This window comes from Pediococcus cellicola (assembly GCF_001438655.1).
GTDB lineage: Bacteria > Bacillota > Bacilli > Lactobacillales > Lactobacillaceae > Pediococcus > Pediococcus cellicola.
This window is the reverse complement of sequence record NZ_JQBR01000007.1, coordinates 53,061-78,069: the sequence shown is the minus strand read 5'-3', so window position 1 is coordinate 78,069 and position 25,009 is coordinate 53,061. Positions and strand designations below refer to the sequence as shown.

Annotated in this window: 21 protein-coding genes and 1 CRISPR repeat array; of the genes, 6 read left to right on the top strand and 15 right to left on the bottom strand. The window is 38.4% G+C overall.

The genetic code is table 11. The features are described from left to right. Positions 1-2: 2 nt before the first annotated feature. The 5 genes from phnE (IV80_RS07235) to IV80_RS07215 form a co-directional block, all read right to left on the bottom strand. Positions 3-779: a phosphonate ABC transporter, permease protein PhnE gene (gene phnE, locus IV80_RS07235; RefSeq protein WP_057751643.1), complete on the bottom strand. Its 777-nt coding sequence runs from the start codon at positions 777-779 to the stop codon at positions 3-5. A 26-nt stretch (positions 780-805) separates the two neighbouring features. Beyond that, on the bottom strand, positions 806-1,594 hold the full coding sequence (gene phnE, locus IV80_RS07230) for a phosphonate ABC transporter, permease protein PhnE (protein WP_057751580.1): 789 nt from the start codon (positions 1,592-1,594) through the stop codon (positions 806-808). Beyond that, positions 1,591-2,373, bottom strand: coding sequence for a phosphonate ABC transporter ATP-binding protein (phnC, locus tag IV80_RS07225; RefSeq protein ID WP_057751578.1), 783 nt, complete (start codon positions 2,371-2,373; stop codon positions 1,591-1,593). The genes phnE (IV80_RS07230) and phnC overlap by 4 nt, the downstream gene beginning before the upstream one ends. A gap of 88 nt (positions 2,374-2,461) precedes the next feature. Beyond that, complete coding sequence (locus IV80_RS07220) at positions 2,462-3,394, bottom strand: phosphate/phosphite/phosphonate ABC transporter substrate-binding protein (protein WP_057751575.1); 933 nt, start codon at positions 3,392-3,394, stop codon at positions 2,462-2,464. Positions 3,395-3,793: 399 nt separating this feature from the next. Next, positions 3,794-4,246, bottom strand: coding sequence for a GNAT family N-acetyltransferase (locus IV80_RS07215; protein ID WP_057751573.1), 453 nt, complete (start codon positions 4,244-4,246; stop codon positions 3,794-3,796). 665 nt (positions 4,247-4,911) lie between these two features. On the opposite strand from IV80_RS07215, the gene IV80_RS07210 reads away from it, so the two are divergent. The 4 genes from IV80_RS07210 (at position 4,912) to IV80_RS07195 (ending at position 8,047) form a co-directional block, all read left to right on the top strand. Next, the gene (locus IV80_RS07210; protein WP_057751571.1) at positions 4,912-5,808 is read left to right on the top strand and encodes an ABC transporter ATP-binding protein; all 897 of its coding nucleotides are present in this window, start codon (positions 4,912-4,914) and stop codon (positions 5,806-5,808) included. Beyond that, on the top strand, positions 5,801-7,024 hold the full coding sequence (locus IV80_RS07205; protein WP_057751569.1) for an ABC transporter permease: 1,224 nt from the start codon (positions 5,801-5,803) through the stop codon (positions 7,022-7,024). The genes IV80_RS07210 and IV80_RS07205 overlap by 8 nt, the downstream gene beginning before the upstream one ends. Before the next feature lie 70 nt (positions 7,025-7,094). Then, positions 7,095-7,607 (top strand): YbhB/YbcL family Raf kinase inhibitor-like protein, encoded by a 513-nt coding sequence (locus IV80_RS07200; protein WP_057751567.1) that lies wholly within the window; start codon positions 7,095-7,097, stop codon positions 7,605-7,607. A 194-nt stretch (positions 7,608-7,801) separates the two neighbouring features. After that, on the top strand, positions 7,802-8,047 hold the full coding sequence (locus IV80_RS07195; protein ID WP_057751564.1) for a hypothetical protein: 246 nt from the start codon (positions 7,802-7,804) through the stop codon (positions 8,045-8,047). A 12-nt stretch (positions 8,048-8,059) separates the two neighbouring features. On the opposite strand, the gene IV80_RS07190 is transcribed toward IV80_RS07195, so the two are convergent. Beyond that, positions 8,060-8,530, bottom strand: coding sequence for a MarR family winged helix-turn-helix transcriptional regulator (locus IV80_RS07190; RefSeq protein WP_057751562.1), 471 nt, complete (start codon positions 8,528-8,530; stop codon positions 8,060-8,062). A 112-nt stretch (positions 8,531-8,642) separates the two neighbouring features. On the opposite strand from IV80_RS07190, the gene IV80_RS07185 reads away from it, so the two are divergent. After that, a complete protein-coding gene (locus tag IV80_RS07185) occupies positions 8,643-8,861 on the top strand; it encodes a hypothetical protein (RefSeq protein ID WP_057751560.1) in 219 nt (72 codons plus the stop codon). 82 nt (positions 8,862-8,943) lie between these two features. Continuing rightward, positions 8,944-9,414, top strand: coding sequence for a transcription elongation factor GreA (greA, locus tag IV80_RS07180; protein WP_057751558.1), 471 nt, complete (start codon positions 8,944-8,946; stop codon positions 9,412-9,414). Positions 9,415-9,530: 116 nt separating this feature from the next. Here greA and IV80_RS07175 read toward each other — a convergent pair whose 3' ends face one another. The 9 genes from IV80_RS07175 to cas5c form a co-directional block, all read right to left on the bottom strand. Next, positions 9,531-10,439 carry a proline iminopeptidase-family hydrolase gene (locus tag IV80_RS07175; RefSeq protein ID WP_057751555.1) on the bottom strand — a complete coding sequence of 303 codons (909 nt, stop codon included), beginning with the start codon at positions 10,437-10,439 and terminating at the stop codon, positions 9,531-9,533. 255 nt (positions 10,440-10,694) lie between these two features. After that, on the bottom strand, positions 10,695-11,543 hold the full coding sequence (locus IV80_RS07170; RefSeq protein WP_057751553.1) for an aldo/keto reductase: 849 nt from the start codon (positions 11,541-11,543) through the stop codon (positions 10,695-10,697). 130 nt (positions 11,544-11,673) lie between these two features. Further along, positions 11,674-11,964, bottom strand: a complete 291-nt coding sequence (gene cas2, locus IV80_RS07165; protein ID WP_057751551.1) for a CRISPR-associated endonuclease Cas2 — start codon at positions 11,962-11,964, stop codon at positions 11,674-11,676. A gap of 8 nt (positions 11,965-11,972) precedes the next feature. After that, a complete protein-coding gene (gene cas1c, locus IV80_RS07160; protein WP_057751549.1) occupies positions 11,973-13,004 on the bottom strand; it encodes a type I-C CRISPR-associated endonuclease Cas1c in 1,032 nt (343 codons plus the stop codon). Beyond that, a complete protein-coding gene (gene cas4 / locus IV80_RS07155; protein ID WP_236699586.1) occupies positions 13,001-13,657 on the bottom strand; it encodes a CRISPR-associated protein Cas4 in 657 nt (218 codons plus the stop codon). The genes cas1c and cas4 overlap by 4 nt, the downstream gene beginning before the upstream one ends. Positions 13,658-13,797: 140 nt before the next feature. Next, a CRISPR array of direct repeats spans positions 13,798-18,492; the repeat unit is 32 nt; unit sequence ATTTCAATTCACACATCCATAAAGGATGTGAC. A gap of 173 nt (positions 18,493-18,665) precedes the next feature. Beyond that, entirely contained in the window at positions 18,666-21,140 is a 2,475-nt protein-coding gene (locus IV80_RS07150) for a CRISPR-associated helicase/endonuclease Cas3 (protein WP_057751545.1), read from the bottom strand. Positions 21,141-21,163: 23 nt separating this feature from the next. After that, positions 21,164-22,066, bottom strand: a complete 903-nt coding sequence (gene cas7c / locus IV80_RS07145; protein WP_057751542.1) for a type I-C CRISPR-associated protein Cas7/Csd2 — start codon at positions 22,064-22,066, stop codon at positions 21,164-21,166. Between the two features lie 2 nt (positions 22,067-22,068). After that, the gene (gene cas8c, locus IV80_RS07140) at positions 22,069-23,946 is read right to left on the bottom strand and encodes a type I-C CRISPR-associated protein Cas8c/Csd1 (RefSeq protein WP_057751540.1); all 1,878 of its coding nucleotides are present in this window, start codon (positions 23,944-23,946) and stop codon (positions 22,069-22,071) included. After that, positions 23,943-24,674 carry a type I-C CRISPR-associated protein Cas5c gene (gene cas5c, locus IV80_RS07135; protein WP_057751538.1) on the bottom strand — a complete coding sequence of 244 codons (732 nt, stop codon included), beginning with the start codon at positions 24,672-24,674 and terminating at the stop codon, positions 23,943-23,945. Before cas5c ends, cas8c begins: the two co-directional genes overlap by 4 nt. Positions 24,675-25,009 lie beyond the last annotated feature (335 nt).

The window sequence follows — 25,009 nt, the reverse complement described above, 5'->3', positions numbered from 1 at the left end:
GCTTACACCAACCGTTTCCGTAAAGTTCCTGAGACATAATCAATCAAGGTAACCGTAATGATGATGCCCAATAAAATGATACCCACTCGTGACCAGGTCCGGGTCTGAATCGCAAATAAAAGCGGAGTTCCAATCCCACCAGCACCAACCATTCCCAAAATTGAAGCAGAACGCACCGCAATTTCAAACCGGTATAAAGTGTAGGACAGAAATTCTGGTAAAACAGTGGGTAACGTTGCAAAGACTAACGTTTGGGCCCGATTACCGCCACTACTCATAATGGCTTCACTCGGCCCAAGATCCATGTTTTCAATGGACTCACTAAACAGCTTACCCAGCATCCCAATTGAGTGAATGCTGACGGCTAATACCCCCGCAAACGAACCAGGTCCGACGGCTTTAATAAACATAATTGCCAGTACAATTTCTGGAAAAGTTCGAATGAGCGTAAGCACTAATTTTCCAGAAGTAGAGCGGACATGCCATCGTTTTTTTCCGTTACGAGCTGCCCAAAAAGCAAACGGCACACTCAAAATAGCCGAAATAAACGTTCCCAAGAAGGCCATGGCCAGTGTTTGAAAGATTAGACTAATCAAATCTTCCCCACTGCCATCGTAGACATAGGCCCAGTCTGGATGGAAGATACCAGAAATGATTGATTGGGAAACTTCACCAGCCGAATCTTTAATCCCGGTGAAATGGACTCCCGTAATTCCCCAAATATAAATGATGACGACGATGACTAGCCAAAACAACCATTTATACCGTTTGACTGACATCCCCGTATGACTCGTGATCTGTCCGCTCATAGTAATCGCTCCCTCAAAGTATTGCTTAACCCATCAATGACTAACACGACAATTAGAATACCCAAAATGATGACTGCGGTCTGACCATAAGCAAATTGGTCCAAGGAACGTTGGAGATAAACCCCAATTCCGCCGGCGCCAAGGTATCCTAAGACAGTAGAAGCCCGTACATTGATTTCAAAGGTGTATAAAAAGTAACTCACGAAATAGTTAAATACTTGTGGAATAACAGCGAAAACGACCAGCTGAACTTTATTGGCTCCCGCCGCTTCCAACGCCTCCAAAGGTCCCTCATCGATAGTTTCAATGGCTTCATAAAATAGTTTTGAAATCATTCCGAACGAGAAAATTGCTAACGTAAAAACTCCGGCTACTGGGCCAATCCCCACAATGGCTACAAAGAGTGCCGCCAACATCAGGTCTGGCAACGTTCGAACCAAGTTAAGAATGAAACGGATGAGTCCGCGGAAAAATTTGTTTTTCACAATATTACGGGCAGCTAGGACCGAAAAGGGAATGGCGACCAGCGTCCCAATGGTAGTCCCTATTAGTGCCATTTGAATCGTTTCTAAAATCGGAGCAACGACTAAGTGTGTAAATTGCCAGTCTGGGTGCATCATTTGTTGCAAAAGTGCCAGGAATTGGCCGAAATTCGCAAAAAACATGCCAAAATCCACTTCAGTCAAATCGGCAGTCACGATAATTAGAACCACGAACACAACTAACCAACTGACCGTCTTCAAATGATACTTTTGGGCAAAAGTCCGTTTGGGTACGACATTCATGCTTGTGCCTCGCTTTCCTTCACAAGACTAACTGGCTGATAAATCGCATCTAGATCTTTTTCGGTAACCTTATCAATCGGCTCATCATAAACGAGTTCCCCACCACGCAGTCCAATAATGCGATCGGCAAATCGTCTTGCTAGTGAGACTGAATGTAAATTGACAATCACCGTAATATGAAATTCCTGGTTCAACCGCTTCAAATCATTCATAACAGATTCTGTCGTCAGCGGATCCAACGAAGCAATCGGTTCATCGGCCAAAATAATTTTAGGATCTTGCATAAAAGCCCGAGCAATTGCCACACGTTGTTGCTGCCCTCCAGATAGTTCATCAGCACGACTATACAGCTTTTCACCTAGTCCCACGCGTTGCAATGCTTCGATGGCTTTTTGTTTATCGGCTTTGGAAAATAACCCCAAGGTGCTCTTCCAAGTGCCGTAATAGCCCACACGTCCTGATAACACGTTACGTTGCACACTCGCTCGTTTAACCAAATTAAAGTTTTGAAAAATCATCCCAATACTGCGACGGAGCCGCCGTAAATCTTTGCCTTCAAGATGAACAACAGATTCCCCATCAACAATTAAATCTCCGGACGAAATTTCATGCATGCGATTAATTGTTCGCATGAGTGTACTTTTTCCTGCTCCTGACAATCCCACAATCACTAAAAACTCGCCTTGTGGAATGGAAAGATTGATGTCATTAAGGCCTATTGTGCCATTGTCATAAGTTTTGGAAACGTGTTGAAATTCAATCAGTGGTTTTTCTTGCATAGTTAAAATTCCTTTCATGTTGGCCTAGTTGCAAGAAAAGGAGACCGCGCTAGGCGTCCCCTTTCTTGAAATACACTGTCAATGAAGCCTATTGATTTAATTTTTTTGCCGTCTTGTCGTATGCTCGAATAGCGTCAAAGTTACTATCTTTGGCATCCACATAATTTTCATGTGAGTAAACGGAAGAAATAATTTCGTGTCCTTTTTTCGTTTTAGCAATGGCTTTGAAGGCTTTAGCAATCTTCTTATCCCACTTACTACTCATATCTTTTCGAACAGTAATGGTGTCGTTCGGAATTCCTTTGGTAGTGTAAATAGGAACCACTTTTTTCATAACGTCTTTGGCATCTTTTTGGACAAGTAATCGTGCTCCTTGGAAAACAAAAGCAGCATCAGCATCTCCGTTGTAAACGGCCATAACACCTTGATCATGTCCTTTTACCTGTACAGTTTTAATATTATTTTTATTAATATTAACGCCGTGACGGTAAAGCTCAACAGCTGGATAAATCCATCCTGCAGATGAAGTAGTGTCTTGAACGGCAATTTTCTTACCTTTTAAGTCTTTGATCGACTTGATCCCACTATTTTTGCGAACAACAATTTGTGCTTTATAATCCTTAACCAACTGATTTGTAACTTGGTCATTCGGCTCTTTATAGTCATAACGTTCCGCCTGTAATAAAACTTTGGCGCCATTTTGTTTGTGCGCTAAAACATATGCATCTGGTGGTAAGAATCCGACATCAACTTTTTTGGATCCCATCGCCTCTACAATGGTGTTGTAATCAGTTGAAACCGAAACTTTAACCGGAATTCCAAGTTGCTTTTTCAGCAACCCTTCCAGAGGCTTAGCCTTAGCCTCAATCGTGTTGGCATTGGATGACGGAACAAACTGCACCGTCAACTTCTTAGGTTCGTAAGACTTACTTGAACTACTGGTACTCTTGCCACAAGCTCCTAAAATAAATACAAGTGATAGTGCCCCAATAACTGTAACCAATCGCCTAAAAATTCGCATCAAATTGTCTCCCCTTTTTTTGTATTTGACAATTTTAGTTTAACTTATAATCCGAACAATTTCAATAGTGTTTATTATTATTGTTAGTATTTTACTTTTCTAGAAAAATGATGCTTAACAAAATACTATTTTATTTTAGCTTTTTGCGAACAAACCGTATCCCATCAGTCTTTGAAATTGTAAGCCTTTTCTATGCAATTTGAATTGCGATTCAAAAAAGACTACAAATTTCTCCCATTTGGTTTGCTAACGAAAGAGGAGACTGTTTTCAAGAATCAAAAAATCATTCGATTTACGTCAACTTGTTTTGCATATTCTGCAATTTGAATTTTTTTGTCACTCGTTCAGCCTATTTTTTGGAATAAAAAAAACCACCCTCAGCTTTATTGAAGGGTGGCATTATTTAGAAAGCTTTAAAACCATATCTATATGTGGAATTCCCGTATCAAGATAGACGTCACTTACTGGTTGAAATCCAAAAGAGGTATAAAATTCTTGCAAGTAAGCTTGCGCCTGAATTTTCACCGTTGTGATTTGTGGACTTCCCTGTCCAGCTGCTTCAATCCCACTGGCGACCAACTGACGACCAAATCCTTGTTTTCGAAAATTTGGATTAACAACAACACGGCCAATACGGATGCTTTTCCGATCTGATTCCGGAATTAAACGTAAATAACCCACAAGTTGTCCATCTGTATTTTTTATCTGCAGGTGTCGAGAAATTATATCAGCATCATCCACTTCTTGATAGGCACAATTTTGTTCTACCACAAATACTTGCGTGCGCAATTTATAGATTTGAAAGAGTTCTGTATTCGTTAACTGTTGAAACGTTTTTATCTGAATTTGCATACTTTTACCTACCTTAATTAGGTTCTCGTGAACTTCAAATTTTGTTTCAATTTAAGTTCATTTATCATATTGTAACAATAATTGTTGCAAGCGACGTTTAAAATTTCTAATAAAATCCTGCAATATGACCATCAGCAAACAGAACCCACCGATTTTATCAGTATACTCCTGATATACTAGTATTTTTCATCTCATTTGAAAACGTCATTTTAACTACAAACTACCTATAGTAAATTAGGTCAATCTGATGCGTACAGAATTCGTGGCAATCATAACTTGGAGGTTGGTACTAATTTTGTTAACGACGCTGATACGTTTAACCTGTTTTTGCCGCTTGTGAAGAAGTAAAAAAAACTAAGAGTGACTGTTCTTTTATAACGCAATCACTTTTCGAATAATAGATCCTAACAACCTCGAAGATTATTGCAGTATATAATTTTTGAAACTTTTACCATGCTCACTTAATTTTAAGTAGCTTTAAATTATGCATCATTAATCTTAACAAATAAGTCTTTGTATGCCTATTACGCCCTTGCGTTAAGTACTTTCATAGACTTGTTGCTTTGCTTAATTCTCTTTTTTATCATGATTCGGTAATCATTCTTTTTTTGTTACTTATCCTGTATAATACATGTAAACGAATACAACCACTGGGAGTTGGTAAAATGTTACAAGTGAAAAATCTGAATAAATCATTCGGACAAATGCAGGCCGTTAGTAACGAAAGTTTTACCGTTAATGATGGTGAGATTCTAGGCTTAATTGGTCAAAATGGGGCAGGAAAAACAACTACTTTTCGCATGATTTTAGGCCTACTGAAGCCGGACGCTGGTTCCGTATTCTGGAATGGACATCCATTTACTCGTAAAGATCAAGACATTGTCGGATTTTTGCCGGAGGAACGCGGGCTTTACCTCAAAATGACCGTTGAAGAACAAGTCGTTTATTTTGCCGAACTGCGCGGCCAGAAACCCGCTGTTACCAAGCAGAAATTAGATGATTGGATGCAACGTTTTGCGGTTAAGGGTAAACGAACAGACAAAATTAAGGACCTCTCTAAGGGAAATCAACAAAAGGTCCAATTGATCGCCACTTTGATCCATGAACCCAAATTGGTTATTTTAGATGAACCGTTTAGCAGCCTAGATCCCGTTAATGCCAGTCTTTTGGAAGACGGCATCGAACGTTTAAAATCACAAGGATCAGCAATCATCTTTTCCTCACATGATATGGGTAATGTTGAAAAAATTAGTGACAAGTTACTGATGCTTCGCCAGGGAGAAACTGTTTTAAACGGCGTCACCAACGAAATCCGTGAAAGCTTTGGAGACACTCGAATCTTCATTCAGTCCCCACTGACTGCAGAAGAACTATTAGCAATTGACGGTGTGCTTAGCGTCAAAAAATATCAAAATGGCTTTGAGTTGAAACTAGCCAACCCTGAAGTTGGTAAAGCTGTTTTTGCAGCCGCAACTAAAGATGGTTATATTCGTGAATTTTCCCAACAACCACCGACACTAGACGAGATCTTCCGCATGAAAGCAGGTGTCTCCCATGAATAAATTTTGGGTTGTTTGTAAACAAGTGATTCGAAAAAATATCAAAAGTCCCTCTTACATTGTTTTACTGCTAATGCCCATTTTGCTGCTAGGCTTCATGTTTGGGCTTGCGGCAATTCGAACGCACACTAATGAAACACCGCAAATTGCTATTATCAGTAACAGCGCACCATTTAGAACTGCTTTGGTAAAAAACAAGTCCAAAGACTACGTCGTCAAACGTGCCGTTGATACTTCAAAAAAAGCCGAAAAGGCCCTATCACGTGAAAAGCTCGATGGTTATTTGACGATCACACTAACTGGAAAACAGGTGTCAGCCGTTTATAAATCACGAACTAACGGCAATAGCTTGGACACAACAAGTTTGAAGAACACGCTAAATTCATTAAAAATGCAGCAAACCGCTGCTCAGCTTGGGCTTACTTCCAAACAACTTACACAATTGTTTACACCAGCAAGCTTTAAGACCCAATCTGTTTCCTATACGAATGGAAAAGAAAGAGCGCAAAAAAATAATCAACAAGACATTAATAGTATTTTGGCAATGGTAGTCACCATTCTGATTTATATTTTCATGGTTAGTTATGCAAGTCTAATTGCGCAAGAAGTTGCCACGGAAAAAGGCTCTCGTATCATGGAAATTTTGGTGAGCAGTGTAGCTCCTCAGATTCAATTCTTTGCTAAAATTACGGGGATGTTTGCCCTTATTCTGCTACAGGTTGTGATCACGGCAATTTGCGGACTACTAGGCATGAAGTACTTGAGTGGCAATATACAGTTTTTGAAAGATATAGATTTAAGTCAAATTCAGCCAAACTTTGTGATCATACTAGGCCTATTTTTCATTTTAGGAATCACACTTTACACCATCTTAGCTGCCGGCTTAGGCGCCTTAGTTTCACGCGCCGACCAAGTCAGTCAAGCTGTTTCGCCACTCACCATAATTGGCTTGGTCGCTTATGGTGCCTCTTTTGTGGCAATGAATTCCAACACCTTCTTGATCAAATTAGGTTCCTTTGTACCATTTGTTTCACAAAGCATCATGCCCGTTCGCTATGCCATTGGCAATGCGTCCACCATGGATGCCGTAATTAGTTTAGTGGTTTTGGCGGTCACCATTGTGCTTGTGACCTGGTTTACCACCAGACTTTATACCAAACACGTTTTGGATTACTCTGACAAAAAAATTTGGAAACGAATTTTTAAGCGAAATAGCTAGGTATTTCCATTTATACCCATTTCAATTTGCGGTATGGTTAAGTTAGTTCATTTTAAGGAGGTTTTTCAATATGAAAGTTTCAGTGCCCACATCAAACGGCTTGTTGTTAGACAAATACGGAAAATATGCCGCTAAAGACGAAATTTATAACGGTAATCCGGCTGTTTCATTCCCTATCGAAATTAAAGAGGTTCCTGCAAAAGCGAAAACACTTGCGCTTACCCTGGTTGACTTTGATTCCGTGCCTGTCTGTGGCTTTGCTTGGATTCACTGGACAGCCATCAATATCCCTGCTGCTGCCTCGGTGACGATTCCAGAAGATGCCAGCCGTAAAGGTGGTATTACTATGATTCAAGGTAACAATAGTACAGCTGGACCTCTAGTTGGACAAAAAGATCCTTTAACTACTCGTCACTATGTTGGTCCGACACCACCAGACAAAACCCATGACTACTGGTTGACTATTTATGCATTAGACACTCAGCTTGATTTACCAGAAGGCTTTTGGTTAAATGAGTTTTATCATGCTGCAAAAGGCCATATTTTAGAAAAACAACGCTTAAGCATTCCGAGTCGTGCGTAAGCATTAAAAGCAGACGTAAACCGTGTATAATAACGATTTACGCCTGCTTTTTAATTTCATTTAGTAGTCTGTAGTTTTCCCTTAACATCTTATGTTTTCCTTATCAAAAAAGCCACAAAACGTTCACAGCTTTTTAAATTCGATTTAATCTATCTCCTGCATACTTAGTATATAAATTCAAAGGAGTGGTTTGTATGTTATTAAATAATCAAAATCAATCTTTTTTAGAGGTCCAAATTTTGGGCGTTTATCAAACTAAAATTGAAGTTAAAACCGTCTCCGGAAAATGTCTCTTCGTTTATCCCACTAAAACGCAAAAAGACGATCCTCTTTTCTGGCAATCGCTAAAAGACATTATCAAGGCCAAACTATGGTTACCAATCAATAAAACCTTACATCAGTTAATTGATTCCGATTGGCTGGTCGCAACTAATGCTTAAATCAGCCTAACTTTAAAAGTTCTTCTGAGCTTTTATCATCCGTTCAAGAAATTTTTTCACAATTTGAATTTCAGCATCAGAAAAATCTGCCACAGCTGCGAGCGTCTCTTCTCGCAGCTTTTTATGTAGCTCCATGTAAGCCTTGGCTAATCTCTGTCCTTTAGGTGTTAGCTTTAGATACACCGTACGTTTATTTTGAGGGTGATGGAATTTTTCCACTAACGCCAACCGTGCCAGATGATTGATCCGTCTTGACGTCCCCCCTTGTGTAATCTGAATAGCATTTACAACTTCACTCACCGTTTTTTCACCAATCAACAAAACATCTAAAATGTCCAAATCGTTGTGTGTCAGGCGACTCTTTTTAGGATCATCGCCAATTGCCGCATGTTTTACCATCCAATTTTCATGTTGATTATGGGTTTCTCGATTCCCAATTTGATGAAGTAATGCATTAATTTCTTTAAATTGCGTTTCGTTCATAGTTTCACCCTCCCACTATATATTACCAGTAATTTATAGTTGACAGCAAGGATTTTTACGGTTATATTGAATGCATTACTAGTAATATAAAAAACAAAAGGAATGATTATTTATGAAAGCATTACTACTTAAAAATTTTAAAACGGCACCTGTATTTTCAAATAACGCCTCAGAACCCGAACCGGATCAGACGTTTGACACCTTGATCGATGTGTTGGCCGCACCAATTGAGAACTTCGATAAAGCCAATGCGGCTGGCCGCCATTACTCAAGTACTTATTGGCATCCCGCATTTCCAAGTAACCCGTTCCAAGTGGCGTTCGCACGGTAATCAAAATTTAAGTTTAAAAATGACAACTCCTTCGTAAACAGTGTAAAATAAAGGCAACATCAAGCCGTAAAAGAGGGAGCATATGTCAGAACCTTATTTTAATAAAATTACTGCAAATGGTTATCATCAGATCGAAAATGAAATTGCAGCTTGGAAAGCCAAACGACCTGCGCTAATTAAAGCTTTAGCGGAAGCGAGCGCACTTGGTGACCGATCAGAGAATGCAGAGTATACGTCAGCAAAGCGCGATCTACGGCATCTGGAGAGCCGCCTTCACTTTTTAACAAAACAACTTCAATATTCAAAAGTTGTGACCCCAACTGATAATCAAATTGTTGAAATTGGAAAGTACGTCACTATTGAATTTACAGATGATCACGATCAAGTCACTTATCAAATTGTGGGCAAACAAGAAGCTGATATTAAAGTAAACAAGATTTCGCTAGACTCGCCATTGGGATCAGCATTGATGGGTAAGACGGTTGCCGATGTGGCGACTGTGCAAGCACCGAATGCCACCTATCAGGTGAAAATTTTAGCTGTCAAATTATAAATAAAATCGGAATTGAAAGAAGATGTCCCTCAATTCCGATTTTTTCATGTGTTTTAAGTTAGACAATCACGTTTTTGGCGGTCTCTCTTTTTATTAACTATAAACAATCTTGTTTCCTAATAACTTGTGAAGGTGCCTTCTTCTACGTCTCGCAAATAGGTCTTTAAATTATGAAAAAAGGCTGCTGGATTATCTCGACTATGAGAATGACCACTATTAGGTGACAATACAAATCGAGCATGAGGCAATGTCTGCTGCATACGTCTGCCCGCAGCCAAAGGCATCGTATCATGATCCCCAAACGTTAAAAGCGTCGGGACTTTAATTTCATGTAGCCGATCACGCACATCCCAGCCATTTAGTTTACCGACCATTACAAATTCATTGTTTCCTTGAAAATAGTTATACACGGCTGTAGCTAAATACCCACCCGCCACTTTTTTTCTAGCTTCCGGATTACGCATCGAAAAATTGCTGTCTAAAATATGCACGTAATGTTGATATTCCGGATCCTCAAACTTCTCCGCTTTTTCAATTTCTTCCATGTATGACACTTGAAATGGTGTGAGTGTTTCTTGACGTAACTGGTTCACATGGGGTGTATATTCTGCAATATTATCAATCATACTCATAATAATTAAGCCCTTAAGATGCTGTCCATATTTCAACGCATATTCTTGCGCAATCAAGCCACCCCATGAGTGTCCTAATAAATAAAAGTGATCTAAGCCGAGTTTTTGACGTACTTCCTCAATTTCATCTATGTAATAATCGAATGTAAGATAGCTATCACGAATGGCCGGATCAGAAAAATCTGGTTGATCCGAAAAATATGAGCCCAACTGATCATACATGGAAACGCGAACACCCAGATCCGCTAGATGTTCATCAAAATGTTCAAATTCTTCGTGTGTGCCCCCCGGTCCACCATGCAAGCACAATAAATTAATCTTGCCAGATCCAACTGTTCGTGTAAATAAATGATACCCATTCTCCAATGTCACAATGTGTGTCCCATTTTTCATCCTATTAGCCTCCTTGAAATAAAAAAATCATCGGTAGAAGATAAACTCCTACCGATGATCCCAAAATTGTCTAACTCAAACGAATTAGCAAATTAAGAAGGAAGATCCACCGGCAGCCATCTTAATTACGCTAATCAATTGAATCTGATTTAAAACGAAACTTTGGCTTTGCATATGAATCCCCTTCTCTCTAAATTATAGTTATTATGCAACCACAAAATGAGAAAGTCAATAACTTTTTAATTTTATTTTAATTTAGCCCTGAGTCTTATTATGTGAATGTGCTGGAGCTGCATCTGCCATATGATTCAAGGTTGCCATATCAGCTTCACTAATTTCAAAGTCGAGTTTTGCATTGTCTTCAATATGAGACTGTCCCACGGCTTTTGGTAATGGTAAGACACCATTTTGGAGACAGAAACGTAGGGCTAATTGAGCCACACTGACATGATACTTTTCCGCCAGAGTCTCCATTTCATCATTTTGTAACAAACCACCTGTAGCCAAAGGTGAGTAAGCTTCAACCAAAATTCCGTTTGCTTTAGAAAAGCTCGTAATTTTTGGTTCCGTAAAACCGACATAGTACTGAATTTGGTTAACCATTGGTTTTACTTTAGCATCAGCTAAAACATTTTCAAGATCCGAAACAGCAAAGTTAGATACCCCAATGGCCTTGGCACGACCGCTAGCATAAATATCTTGCATTGCGCGCCAAACCTCAGTATTACCTTTATCATAATTTTGTCCAGCTTGTCCCCATGGCCATGGCGCATGTACTAAGTACAAGTCTACGTAGTCAATATTTAGTTTGGTAAATGTACTATCAAAATCAGCCATGGCTTCATCGTAAGTTTTACTTTCCGCCGGCAATTTAGATGTCACAAAGATCTGATCACGTGGAATTCCCGAATCACGCACGGCACGTCCAACATCTGCCTCGTTGCCATACGCTTTGGCTGTATCAATGTGACGATAACCCACCTTCAAGGCATTAAGCACAGCTTGATAAGCCACATCCCCTGCTGGTGTTTGCCAGGTTCCAAAGCCCACTTTAGGGATTTTGACACCATTTGCTAATTCAAATGTATCTGTTAAAACTGACATAATTCGCCCTCATTTCTAAAAATTAATTGGGACATGAAATGCCCCACAAATTAAATTGTACGCGTTTTCTTTTTACTGGTCGATTAATAAGGCTTTTGCTTCCTAGTAGATACTCAGATTTAAAACAAAACTACATAATTAACGGGCCATTCAGATCTTGTACATTTTTTGTGCCAACATGAATTACTTTATGCTCATAGTGATTTCCTAAAACATAAAATCGCAGACTGTCTTGACTTGGATCAATAATATTTGTTAATTCTTGACGCATTTTTAAAAATTCCAAATCATCAATTAAACATTCAAAAACTGAATTTTGTACCCTTTGTCCATATCTTGTACAAGCTTTTGACACCCGGTTTAAACGACGTGTTCCACCATCCGAAGTAATTGCAATATCATACGCTGCTACAACTAACATAATTTCACCTACTTCCAAAGAAATGGTGGATATTCATCCAAGTCTCCACGCAAAAAACGTGCTAGTAACATTGCTTGTGTGTAGGGTACTAACCCCCAAGAAATTTTTTCATTTAAATAAGGATGAACAATCTTGTCTTGTTTCCGCTGTTGCCATTCTTCAATAAACTTTTTTCTACCATCCTCATGTAGTAGGACAGCACCATTTTCTTTTTTCTGAAAATCTTTCGCATTTACAATTTTTTTATTAATTAATCTTATAACAAATCTGTCCGCATATACGCCACGTAACTCTTCCATTAAATCCAAGGCTAAAGACATCCGTCCAGGTCTATCTTGATGCATGAATCCCACGTAAGAATCTAGGCCAACTGTTTCAAGTGCAGCCGAAACATCATGTGCCAACAATGTATAGGCAAAGGAAAGCAATGCATTCACCTTGTCTAAGGGTGGCCGTCGATTGCGACCATGAAACTGAAATTCTTTTTTCTGTTGTAAAATCAATTGATCAAATAATCCGTAATACAAGGTAGCCGCGTTTCCTTCAATACCTCGGATCGTATCAATATCCTCCTCAGATAAAAGTTGCTGGATAACCTCTTGTAATTGACTTGATGCTAGTTTAAACTGTTGTGTATTTATGACCAACGCATGATCTCTGGTAGCTCGTTCTAACATCCAACGTTGGTTATATATTTTCCCAATAATAAAGTTTCGTGCTATCAGACCACTTTTTTGATTATCTTCGGAAACTTGATATTGCTTTTTTCGCAACACAACATTTCCATTGGTCACTCCAATTACCCTTCCCATCAAGCTACCACTGGGAGACAAGAAAGTTATAGGAATTAAACTTTTCATGCACTCATTCATTAAAGCAGGACTAGCTCCTGCACGCCCAAACGTCACAACTCCCTCCAAATTGAGCAGCGGAACTTTGCCCAAGACCTGCTTATTCACACGAATTTCAATATTACCGCCATCCAAAGATAAATAAGCATCAGGTGACGTTATAAAAAGTGTATTTAATAACTTTCTCAATCGTTCAACCTCCGCTTTAGATAACTATGAACAGTTTGTTTAGATAATAATTCTGGTAGACAGATATTAGCTAGTGAACAACTTTTGCACCATGGTCCAGTTTTGACCTTTGGCGTAAATCGTTTTTCCCAATATTGATGCATCTTGTTTATCGTATTAAGTAATTGTTCACGCATAGATTCGGTAAATTCAATTTCTTCGCGCCGTCTAGTCTGTTGATAAAAAATACTGCCTGAATGAATCGTACATCCAAGCATTTCTTCCAAACAAACTGCTTCCGCTAATAACTGTAAAGCATCAGACAAATCATATTTTTTGTGTCCATGCTTATATTCAACTGGTTTAGGTATATATTTTTTGTCACTGCCAAAAACGGTTACACCATTAGGGTCCTCTTCAAATTCAACAACGTCACAAATGCCTGTCAACCCCAGTTCACGGGAATGGATTGGTAGAGAGCGTACAATTAATTTATTTTTTCTTTTCTCCCGAATTTCAGGCTGATCTGCTTTTGTATGTAAAATTTGTCCATCATATGTTAAAAAATTATCTTGCCACGCCTGTTCAACATGAATTAGCGACCATTGTCGTTGACAAAAACGAAAATGCTGTATTCCAGATATCATCAGAAAATCATCTTCAGAATATTCCACTTTTTTCATCTCCACTGTAACGTAGTATCATTCTCTAACATCATAATATCATCGTTTTTAGAAATGTAAACGCTTTATTTATAAACTTCATATATTGTGAAAAATATGAATAACTAACATTAGTATCTGAAACGATGCTTATTTTAATTCACACATCCATAAAGGATGCGACTACATAAGCTGTAGTAGTTCCATCTGCATTGACTGATTTCAATTCACACATCCATAAAGGATGCGACTTTTATCAGATCATACAAGTGCTCTAAAGAAAATATTTCAATTCACACATCCATAAAGGATGCGACTAAAAGGAGATCTATATTATGGCAGATGTTAAAATTTCAATTCACACATCCATAAAGGATGCGACATAAAATTATCTTGGTCAGCACTATAAGCTTTTTATTTCAATTCACACATCCATAAAGGATGCGACAAAAGTATCCTTAGTGTTCTGAGCAATATCATCAAATTTCAATTCACACATCCATAAAGGATGCGACAGTAGCAGCTATCAAACAGATTATGCAAGACGATGTATTTCAATTCACACATCCATAAAGGATGCGACTTCTTAGCTGGTTTAGTTTTAGGTTTAGTATTTTTAATTTCAATTCACACATCCATAAAGGATGCGACTGACACGCTAACGGGCTTAGTGTGGCGGGTCAAGTTATTTCAATTCACACATCCATAAAGGATGCGACGGTAACACTTTCACAATTGAACGTTATGGCGCTATTTCTATTTCAATTCACACATCCATAAAGGATGCGACCATTAACAGCATTAGCAAGCACCCTAAGATTTTTATTTCAATTCACACATCCATAAAGGATGCGACATTTGCGAACTAACAATGATTTTGCACTGTTTATGATTTCAATTCACACATCCATAAAGGATGCGACGGGATTGGCCAAGGAATACTTAGAAACTCAAATATTTCAATTCACACATCCATAAAGGATGCGACAAACCAATTGGTTTGTTATTACCATCGCCTGTTAAATTTCAATTCACACATCCATAAAGGATGCGACAGCGCCAGAAAAGTCAACACCATCATGACTTGAATTTCAATTCACACATCCATAAAGGATGCGACCAAACATAGTTGCATTCCGTTCAGCCTTGGTGTCGATTTCAATTCACACATCCATAAAGGATGCGACAATTGCTTGTTAAATTTTGCTTTATCTTTAGAATCATTTCAATTCACACATCCATAAAGGATGCGACGGCTGGAACTCAATTACTGCTTACTCGGTTAAAATTTCAATTCACACATCCATAAAGGATGCGACGGTTTGGTGGACATGTTCGGATATGATTTTGTGATATTTCAATTCACACATCCATAAAGGATGCGACTCTAAGGTTTGATAGTTTAATGGCGTGATATATGATTTCAATTCACACATCCATAAAGGATGCGACCCAGTACCCGCGAAGAGGTATACAACTATGCTATATTTCAATTCACACATCCATAAAGGATGCGACTTAAATAACACCCGCGCGAATGCGAAGATGAACATTTCAATTCACACATCCATAAAGGATGCGACCGGTAGCGACAACCTTACCGGGATGGATTGCGTATTTCAATTCACACATCCATAAAGGATGTGACCACTGCGCCGATTGCGATCAAACCTACAACTTGTAATTTCAATTCACACATCCATAAAGGATGTGACATCATCTAGGGCCGCCCTTTCTCCAATAGATAAAGATTTCAATTCACACATCCATAAAGGATGTGACTAAAATTATCTTGGTCAGCACTATAAGCCTTCTATTTCAATTCACACATCCATAAAGGATGTGACGCGCAGTCATACCACCCCATGTTATTCTTATTGTATTTCAATTCACACATCCATAAAGGATGTGACATTGCGATTTTAATGGTGTAAATTTGCCTAAACAAATTTCAATTCACACATCCATAAAGGATGTGACATTATTGGTTGTTAGAAAATTATGACGTGCATTTTATTTCAATTCACACATCCATAAAGGATGTGACGCAGTCTTAACCACTTGCTGATTTACTTGTTCTATTTCAATTCACACATCCATAAAGGATGTGACCTTATGTAAACGCAAGTATGGGCGATACCATTGAAATTTCAATTCACACATCCATAAAGGATGTGACCAGCGTCTCCGATCATCACTCCTGCTACCAGTCCAATTTCAATTCACACATCCATAAAGGATGTGACTCGAACTTTCTGATATGCTAGCTTCTCATGTGTCATTTCAATTCACACATCCATAAAGGATGTGACACTCTGCAGGTTCGCGACGACTACGAGCAAGACCTATTTCAATTCACACATCCATAAAGGATGTGACAATTCTTAACTACATATAATTGACGTCCATTTTCAATTTCAATTCACACATCCATAAAGGATGTGACGATTGGGTCTCCACATGCTATCTGGCCTAGGACAGATTTCAATTCACACATCCATAAAGGATGTGACGGGTTAAAAAATTGGTGGGCGATTACGATTATAAATTTCAATTCACACATCCATAAAGGATGTGACGTTTTGCCGGTGCGCGGTGGTTGTTGAACAATAATTATTTCAATTCACACATCCATAAAGGATGTGACTTGGGAGCGACCCTACTCGTTGTCGGATTCAAGTGCATTTCAATTCACACATCCATAAAGGATGTGACTGTTGGTTGGCCGCTATTTTTGTAAGGAGGATATATTTCAATTCACACATCCATAAAGGATGTGACTGGTCACGCAAGTTAATGTATTTCAATACGGATTCATTTCAATTCACACATCCATAAAGGATGTGACAATCTGAAACGTATAAAGGTGTTTGGTCGGATATTATATTTCAATTCACACATCCATAAAGGATGTGACAAGCTTATTCTTTAAAGTCACTGGACTTATTAGGATTTCAATTCACACATCCATAAAGGATGTGACAGCCAATTTCACCTGATTTTATTAAGAATTTCATATTTCAATTCACACATCCATAAAGGATGTGACATGTTGCGTACCCACGCACAAAGAAAGCTACTGATATTTCAATTCACACATCCATAAAGGATGTGACAATACTCTTCTTCGGTGTTAGTTGCGATCACTGATATTTCAATTCACACATCCATAAAGGATGTGACTGGATAATTAAATACGGAAGCTATGGCATGCCTAATTTCAATTCACACATCCATAAAGGATGTGACTTGTTGGAACTAGTGTAAACGCCACTTGCAGTTTTATTTCAATTCACACATCCATAAAGGATGTGACTTGTTGCGTACCCACGCACAAAGAAAGCTACTGATATTTCAATTCACACATCCATAAAGGATGTGACAATACTCTTCTTCGGTGTTAGTTGCGATCACTAAAATTTCAATTCACACATCCATAAAGGATGTGACTACTTTCCATGTGCATTCCACCATGTAATCGTTCTATTTCAATTCACACATCCATAAAGGATGTGACACGATAGTCACCAACCCAACCGCCAGCCACGTTGTATTTCAATTCACACATCCATAAAGGATGTGACCCACGAGCAGTCTTGCTAGAAATTGGAGTTCCATTATTTCAATTCACACATCCATAAAGGATGTGACCAGCGTTTCACACTTGACCCGCTTGGATTACCCATTATTTCAATTCACACATCCATAAAGGATGTGACGTGTCAGTATCAATGGTTATTTCACCATGCTGTTCAATTTCAATTCACACATCCATAAAGGATGTGACCGTGATCAAGGGCCAGACTGGTCTAAGTATCAGGATTTCAATTCACACATCCATAAAGGATGTGACGGTCTTGCAATGATCCAGTAATTTTAAGCATTACTATTTCAATTCACACATCCATAAAGGATGTGACCAATGCAATTGAGCAGGCCAACATGGGCTGGATTATTTCAATTCACACATCCATAAAGGATGTGACATTAGCCCAATTGCCTTTGAACACGTAATCTGGTATTTCAATTCACACATCCATAAAGGATGTGACAACTGCTGCACTGTCAGCATTATCAGCTGCACTTATTTCAATTCACACATCCATAAAGGATGTGACTTTCAATTGATTTGGAGGTAATGGAACCTTCAAGATTTCAATTCACACATCCATAAAGGATGTGACGCGATATTACCAGTCTGAATAGTTCCAATCGCATATTTCAATTCACACATCCATAAAGGATGTGACGCAATAATTCCAATACCACCTAGCTGTAACCCACTATTTCAATTCACACATCCATAAAGGATGTGACTCCTACCACCAAATTGGTCAGCATTCGGGTTCATAATTTCAATTCACACATCCATAAAGGATGTGACCTTGCACCAGACCCATAAGCACGCTTCATGTAGCATTTCAATTCACACATCCATAAAGGATGTGACTTGGAATTGCCTCGAATGAGTTTTCCTGATTGTTTATTTCAATTCACACATCCATAAAGGATGTGACGGTTACCAATTGGTGCGGTACTAGCGACTGACGTTATTTCAATTCACACATCCATAAAGGATGTGACGTACTTGTTCTAGCCCTCTTCCACGGATGAAAGATTTCAATTCACACATCCATAAAGGATGTGACAATCAGAGTTTTTAATAACTCGCTTTGCTGTTGTATTTCAATTCACACATCCATAAAGGATGTGACATCAGCTCCTAAACGAGCATAGTAGCCTGCTTTCGATTTCAATTCACACATCCATAAAGGATGTGACCGCCACGATTAAGTTGTGACAATGCAATAATCGATTTCAATTCACACATCCATAAAGGATGTGACCGCAAAATATAGTGTACTCAATTATCGAGTACCTATATTTAGACGGCTGTACATAATTTAAAAACTTTTAACGAATAAATACAACAAAAAATAAACAATTTTCTGCAAATATTGGTGCGAATCGCCTTGTAATTCTGTGTGCACTTCACTCTCGCACTTTACTACCAATTGCATTAGTAATTTAAAGAGCCAAATCTGCCTTCTCCCAAACCAAATTCTTCACTATATGAGCCTTCTTCAGCAATGAAAATATCCTGTTCTGGATAATAACGCACACTACCATCTGCAACTAGTTTACCGAGATAACTACCCTTTTTCCCCGGATCTCCATAAACAGAAACACAATATTTTTGAGCCTGCTTTAAAAGTCCCGAAATGTTTTCAAATTTACTTTTTTCAGAAATGAGTTGAGCTGCAATATTTTTGCCCTCACCATACTGAACAATCACATCAGTTGTTGCTGAATCGATTACCTGAAACAAGTTAGCAACTGTATTTGGAGCCACACTCAAATAGGTAGCCGGTACTGTCTTGTTTTTGTGATAATAGTTGACTTCACTACCGAAATTTGGGCTTTCACCCGCATTGCTGCCAATCAACGGATAAAGCTTTAAACCATTTTTACTTGGATAAGGAAGATCAGAACTTCTTTTGGTGTATAAACGTATAAAGTAATCTCGCACAATTTTATCTGATAAAAGATCTTGGTTAACGTTATTAGCCAATAAAACCTTTGTAATGCCAGCTGCTTCTCCCAAGAACTTTAGCGGCCCTCCTACATTCTCCACACTTTTATCCATTTGTATCAAATAAGTATAACCCATCTTCACTTCATTGTTACGATTACAACGTCCTGCAGCCTGCACGATACTATCAAGTCCTGCGCAAGAACGAATCACGCATTCAAAACTCAAATCCACGCCAGCTTCAATTAGGTTGGTTGAAAAAACGACAATCTTCTTTGTATTTGTTTGGAGATTTTTCAGTTGTTCTCGGATTTCTGAAAATTCAACCTGCCGGTGCTTTGAGCACATCGCCGTTGATAAGTGATACTTAAGTAATCCTTCTTGCTCATCTAACGCCTCATATGCTTTTCGAACTGCTGCCTTGGTATTTAAAATCACTAATAAGCTATGAACACCCTGTTGCAACTTATTCTCTATAAATTCTATCAAATTCTCAAGAGAAAAAGTTTTTAACTGTTTATCCTCATTGAAGACAGGTTGAATAGTAACACGCTTAAATGCTTGTTGTGCCAATTTTAAATCAGGCACGATTTCTTTATTGATAGGTAAACCATTACTGATTTTATCTAGCGCAGGTTGAGTTGCTGTACACAATAAGCTAGTTGTTCCCTGCAGTTTCAGCCATTTTAAAGCAGCGTTGTTCATCTCAATACACTTAATTGGCAACGTTTGAATTTCGTCAAATATCACAACAGCATGTACCAATTGATGCATATGCCTGATGTTTTTACTTCCTTTTCCAAACAAAGCATTCAGATAGGCCACTTGAGAAGTTAAAATAATTGGTGAATCCCAACTGTCCCAAGAGTAATAATAGCTAGCTTTCTGTGGTTCATGAGTAACCGTCGAATGATATTCTAAGATGTTGTCGTCCTTATCTTCACTATTAGTCAAGCGTTTGCGAATTACGTTAGCGTTTTGTTCAATAATCGTTGTATAAGGCACAACATAGATAATTCTATCTACATTCTGTAATTGGGCCTTTCGTAGTGCAAAACGTAAACTGGAAAGTGTTTTTCCTCCGCCTGTAGGAACAGACAATGAATAAATTCCAGTTTGATCACTAGCCGCGGCAAAACAAGCGTCAGACATTTCTTGGCGCAGTTGATTAAGCCGTTTCGTTTTGTCATTCTTTTCTTTCGTGTTCATACGGATTTGCGTTTGAACTGCTTGTTCATTCACATCAAAGTATCGACTAAGAATATCACGTTGATTATTTTTATATCCAAATTTGGTATGCCCTTCAAAATTTGCTGTATCAGTATGATCGGCGTCAATTAGCACACTCAACACATATCTTAAATAAAAGTTTTGACCATCTACAAATGCCTGCACCCCTATTTTTTTTACTTCAGATAGTGCTTTTGAGTAGTAATTTGAGAACTCTTTTTTCTCAAATTCGGTAAAATAGTTAGCCTTCACTTGTTGATACTGTTCCAGATAGCTGGCATCATACCCATGAATGCCTTTGACTTGCTTATTTAAACGTTGGGTAAAAGGTACATTCAAACTTACCGGATCAATAAAATCAAGAGCACCTTTAGCATTATGATGAGCCATAATGACGTTTCCTAATAATTCTTCTAGTAGCGTCTTGAAGCCATCTTTTTCAGGACTAAATTCTCCGCTAAAATCATGCTGACCACCACGAGCAAAATCGTACAAGAGAATGGCCCCCGCTGTGGCATGGTCGACTGATCCTCGTTTTCCATTCGGGTCACGAATATATTTTTGAAATTTTTGACTATATTTACCCGCATCGTGAAGCCAGCCAGCTAAACCACAAACATATTGAAGATCAAGCTTACTTCCCCATTGTTCACATAGAGTGCGCACATTCAATAAATGGTCTTTCAACGACTGTACACGTTCATCATCTTCACTAATATGTGCAATATACATTTTGCCAGCTCCCATTAAAATGTTTAATAACCAGCAATAACATCCTTATGAATTCCTGTCATGTCTGTAGGTTCATTAACGGTTATCTTGATTTCATTAAAACTTTGTGCTTTTTCTGGAACCTCAACTGTTGTCAAATCATGTAAAATGTAAGGTGCAACTTTCCCCAACTTAGAATCATGTTCCCACCAAACTAGTTTCAAGACTGCCATAGAACCTTCTGGACGTGCTGCAGAACTATCATTAACAAATAGTGTTTTCAAGGCTTCCTTCAGATCTGCTGCATCATCTTCTGTAAAGCCAGTCTTTTCTGCCTGTTCAACATTAATGCTGCCATTGAATTTATACGCCGCAAATGGTACGGAAGCCTTAGTTCCCATCGTGTCGCTAGCTTTTCCTTCACTTCCAGGCTCAAGATTGATAGATTTTGTAATCTGTTCTTCTTTGATATTAATTGGATTCACACTGTAGGCAGATTGAATAGAAACCGGTCCACGAATACCAATCGATACGCCATCTAGACCATCTTTCAATTTTTTACTTGCACTAAATGGCATTACCTGCCCAAAAGCACGTACATCTAACCAACTTGCACAAGAAGCAGTATAAAAAGCATCGCGCCAATGACTCTTATCATCTTTTTGTAAAGCAATGGCATCTCTAACCGCCTCGCTCTGCTTTACACGATCCCGAATGTTCATCACACCATCTTTGACTCTTTCTTCCATTAACACTAAAACCGGTTTATGCATGTCTTGCCAACGATTACGAATTTTGCGCTTAATTGCAACATCCGTAATTTCTCCAAAACCATCTGCATTCACTCGTGGGCGATTACCATCCAGTGGATCGCCGTTAGGATTAGCATTTTTAACACCAATAACAACTGAAAAATCGATTTTATGTTGCAAAATATTTGAACTCATTTTTATGCCTCCGCTTGTTGACTTGTCTTTTTATCTTGTTTTTTATGATTATAAACATATTGTGATGCAAAACCAGTTAGATATTGCGGTTTTAGGGGCTCATCTGTCATCCCGTGATCTTCTAACAAATCTAAAATATCAGTAAGCTGATTTAAATAGTAATGTTGACTTCCAGCACTCAGCGATCCCAGGTAAGACTGCACAATACTCTCATTAATTCTTTTCCAAGTTGTTGCTGGCTGATTAGCAAAGTTAGTCATAAAACGTAAAGCAGTCGTTAATCGTGAGCTTACATTAGGATTGGCGGATTGCCGTTGATACAACACACGCTCTTCCATATCATTTGCAAGTGCTAGTAAACGACCAAATAAGTATGATCGATCATGATTTTCTAAATTCAAAGCCATATTCTTTTTTCCTCCTTTTTGATTGTAATTAAATGCCGCAGTAAAATTATATAAATCGTTATACCATTGATGTAAGGCATCATATCCTTGTGGCTTAGTTAGTCGGTGCTGTATTGCCGTCAACAAATCGTCAGATATTGATTGACCAGTTGTGATGGCAATTATCATTTTCCCTAATGCATGTTTTTTTAAAGTTTCATAACGTTGGCCGCCTCGACCTACCTTATAAGCACTGCTGATAAGCTGATTAATAGTTGGCGTATGAATATGTTGTCCATGGGTGTCGTTGATAGTCACGCCACAATTTTTAGCCCAATTTTCGATGTTTTCTTTAAATGCTTTAGTATCCATGAAATTATAGTATACAGTTGCCATTCTTCCAGTAGTTGCAGCATCAAGAAAAATTATATGAACTAATTTTCCATACTCAATATCCGAAGTGAGCCCCAATAATCGCGAATTATAGGCATATGCTATTTGTTGCCCAGTATCTCCCTGATCGTCACTCTGTGAAAGTAATTGAAGCTTTTGAGCCTGCCAATCTGGTATACCGTTAGTGAGAGATTTGGCGGCCTGAGCAACAGAGTCATTACCGTCACCATCACTCCAAAATAGATACACACGGCTATCACTCTTTAAAGCTTGCCTTTGGATTAACCATTTTAGTGCATGGGTCATTTTTTGAGATTCTAAATAACCAATACTATAAAAGTCATCTCCTAAAAACATGCCCCGATAGGTGAAGTTGCTAGAATCATTAGCAGAAATTAATTTAGCGCCACTTGTAACCGGATTAATATTTTTTTCAATCAATTTGGTCGTTGGAACTAATTTACCGGTTAAGTAATCAACATTTAGAGGAGTTTTTTCTTTTAACAATTGGCTATAAAAATCAGTCCACGATTTATACATTCCTGTATCTCGCCAAATTGATTCTGGATTGTCATCATATACGTCAAAACGCACATAAGCATCCTTGTCCTTGCTGGACAGCTGGCCAGAATCTAAAGTAACGACTCCAGCCGAAACAAGATCCTTTATCAAAGCGTTCTTTTCTTGATACTTTTCAAGTGCTTTTAATCGTACGTTTGAAAACTTTGATTGCACCCACTGTTCAAAAATATTTTGATAGGCCTCATGATAGGCCTTTGCCTTTTTGTCATTGGTTGCATATTCAGAATAATCGCCGGCAACATATTTAATTTTATCTTGAAGCGGGTGTGCTGCTATATTGCTTGCCCGATTAGCGGAGTGAATTGTTGCTGGAATTACCGTCGTTTCACCCGGCTTGTCTAATCGTCTTGCAGTATAAAACTGCCCATCTTTATTCACAGTAACCTCGATTTGAACTCTCACGGAAATATGTGAAGCTGGCAATAGCGTATAATCATTCTTAAATTGATCTTGTTCAAATTTGCCAATCATGTCTTGATTGGCATCATAAACTTTAACTAAGTCCTGGAACACGGTCATTTATCATCACCTCTAATCATTTGTTGATAAAGGTCATCTACCGATTCAAATAATTTTTGATTGTGACCACCAACATCTTTAATTTTTCGTATTGGTTGGACAATTTTACATTCTTCTGGTCTCTTGAAATGCACAACACCATTTTTCATTATCGGTGCATCCATTCGCACAGAAAGCATTGAATTACCGGTATCAGAGGGATAGTTATAACCATGAAACATTAATCCAAAATATTGAGACGTCACATTGTCATAATACCCATCACCAGAACCAAAAGCTTGTGGCTTTACGTATCCTTGGCACTCACGCGTGCCAAGAAACAGATCTCTACGGCCTCCAGCCTTCAATGCTCGTTTAAAAATTGCAGTGTGCTTCTTCATATTTCGGTCAGCAGCTAAGTCTTCTCTTTGCAGATTCCATTCAATATGGCATCTCACTTGATATCTGACATTCGATAGATATGTGTAAAATGCTAACGTATTATGATTTAACGCGAGTCTTTTATCTAGTGGTCGCATCGATTTCGACTCAACTTTAATAGGATTTATAACACGCAAATCATCAATAATATACCTAAAAGTTGGTTTCCAGTATATACTTTCAGAGGTCCCGATCAAAGACTGATATGTTGGGATCGGAAAAGACATTTTTTCAGACCCACGGCTAAGCGGTTCCGTGTATAAAGCATTCTTCCCCCACATTTCATATTCCAAAAAGTTATCCGGCATGTTTTTTCCTCCATTTCGTTATAGAATTAGTGTAAAAGTATGATAGCGCTTTCCTGTTACACTATATCTCGTATTATACACCATCGTTTTTAAAAATCAATCGTTTGCAAAAGATAATTACTATGAACGATGAAAAAAATCGTCAAAAAAGTAATCCCCAGAACGGGGGACTACTTCAAATTTAGCTACACTAGTAGCCATTAACATCTATAAAAATAATGACGATTTTTCAATTCGCATAGACTCACTATGATGTTTTTATCATAGCACATCATCGTCAGTTTTATCTATCTGCTCTATACCATTGCGTTAGTTCAATAAACATGGTTGAATAT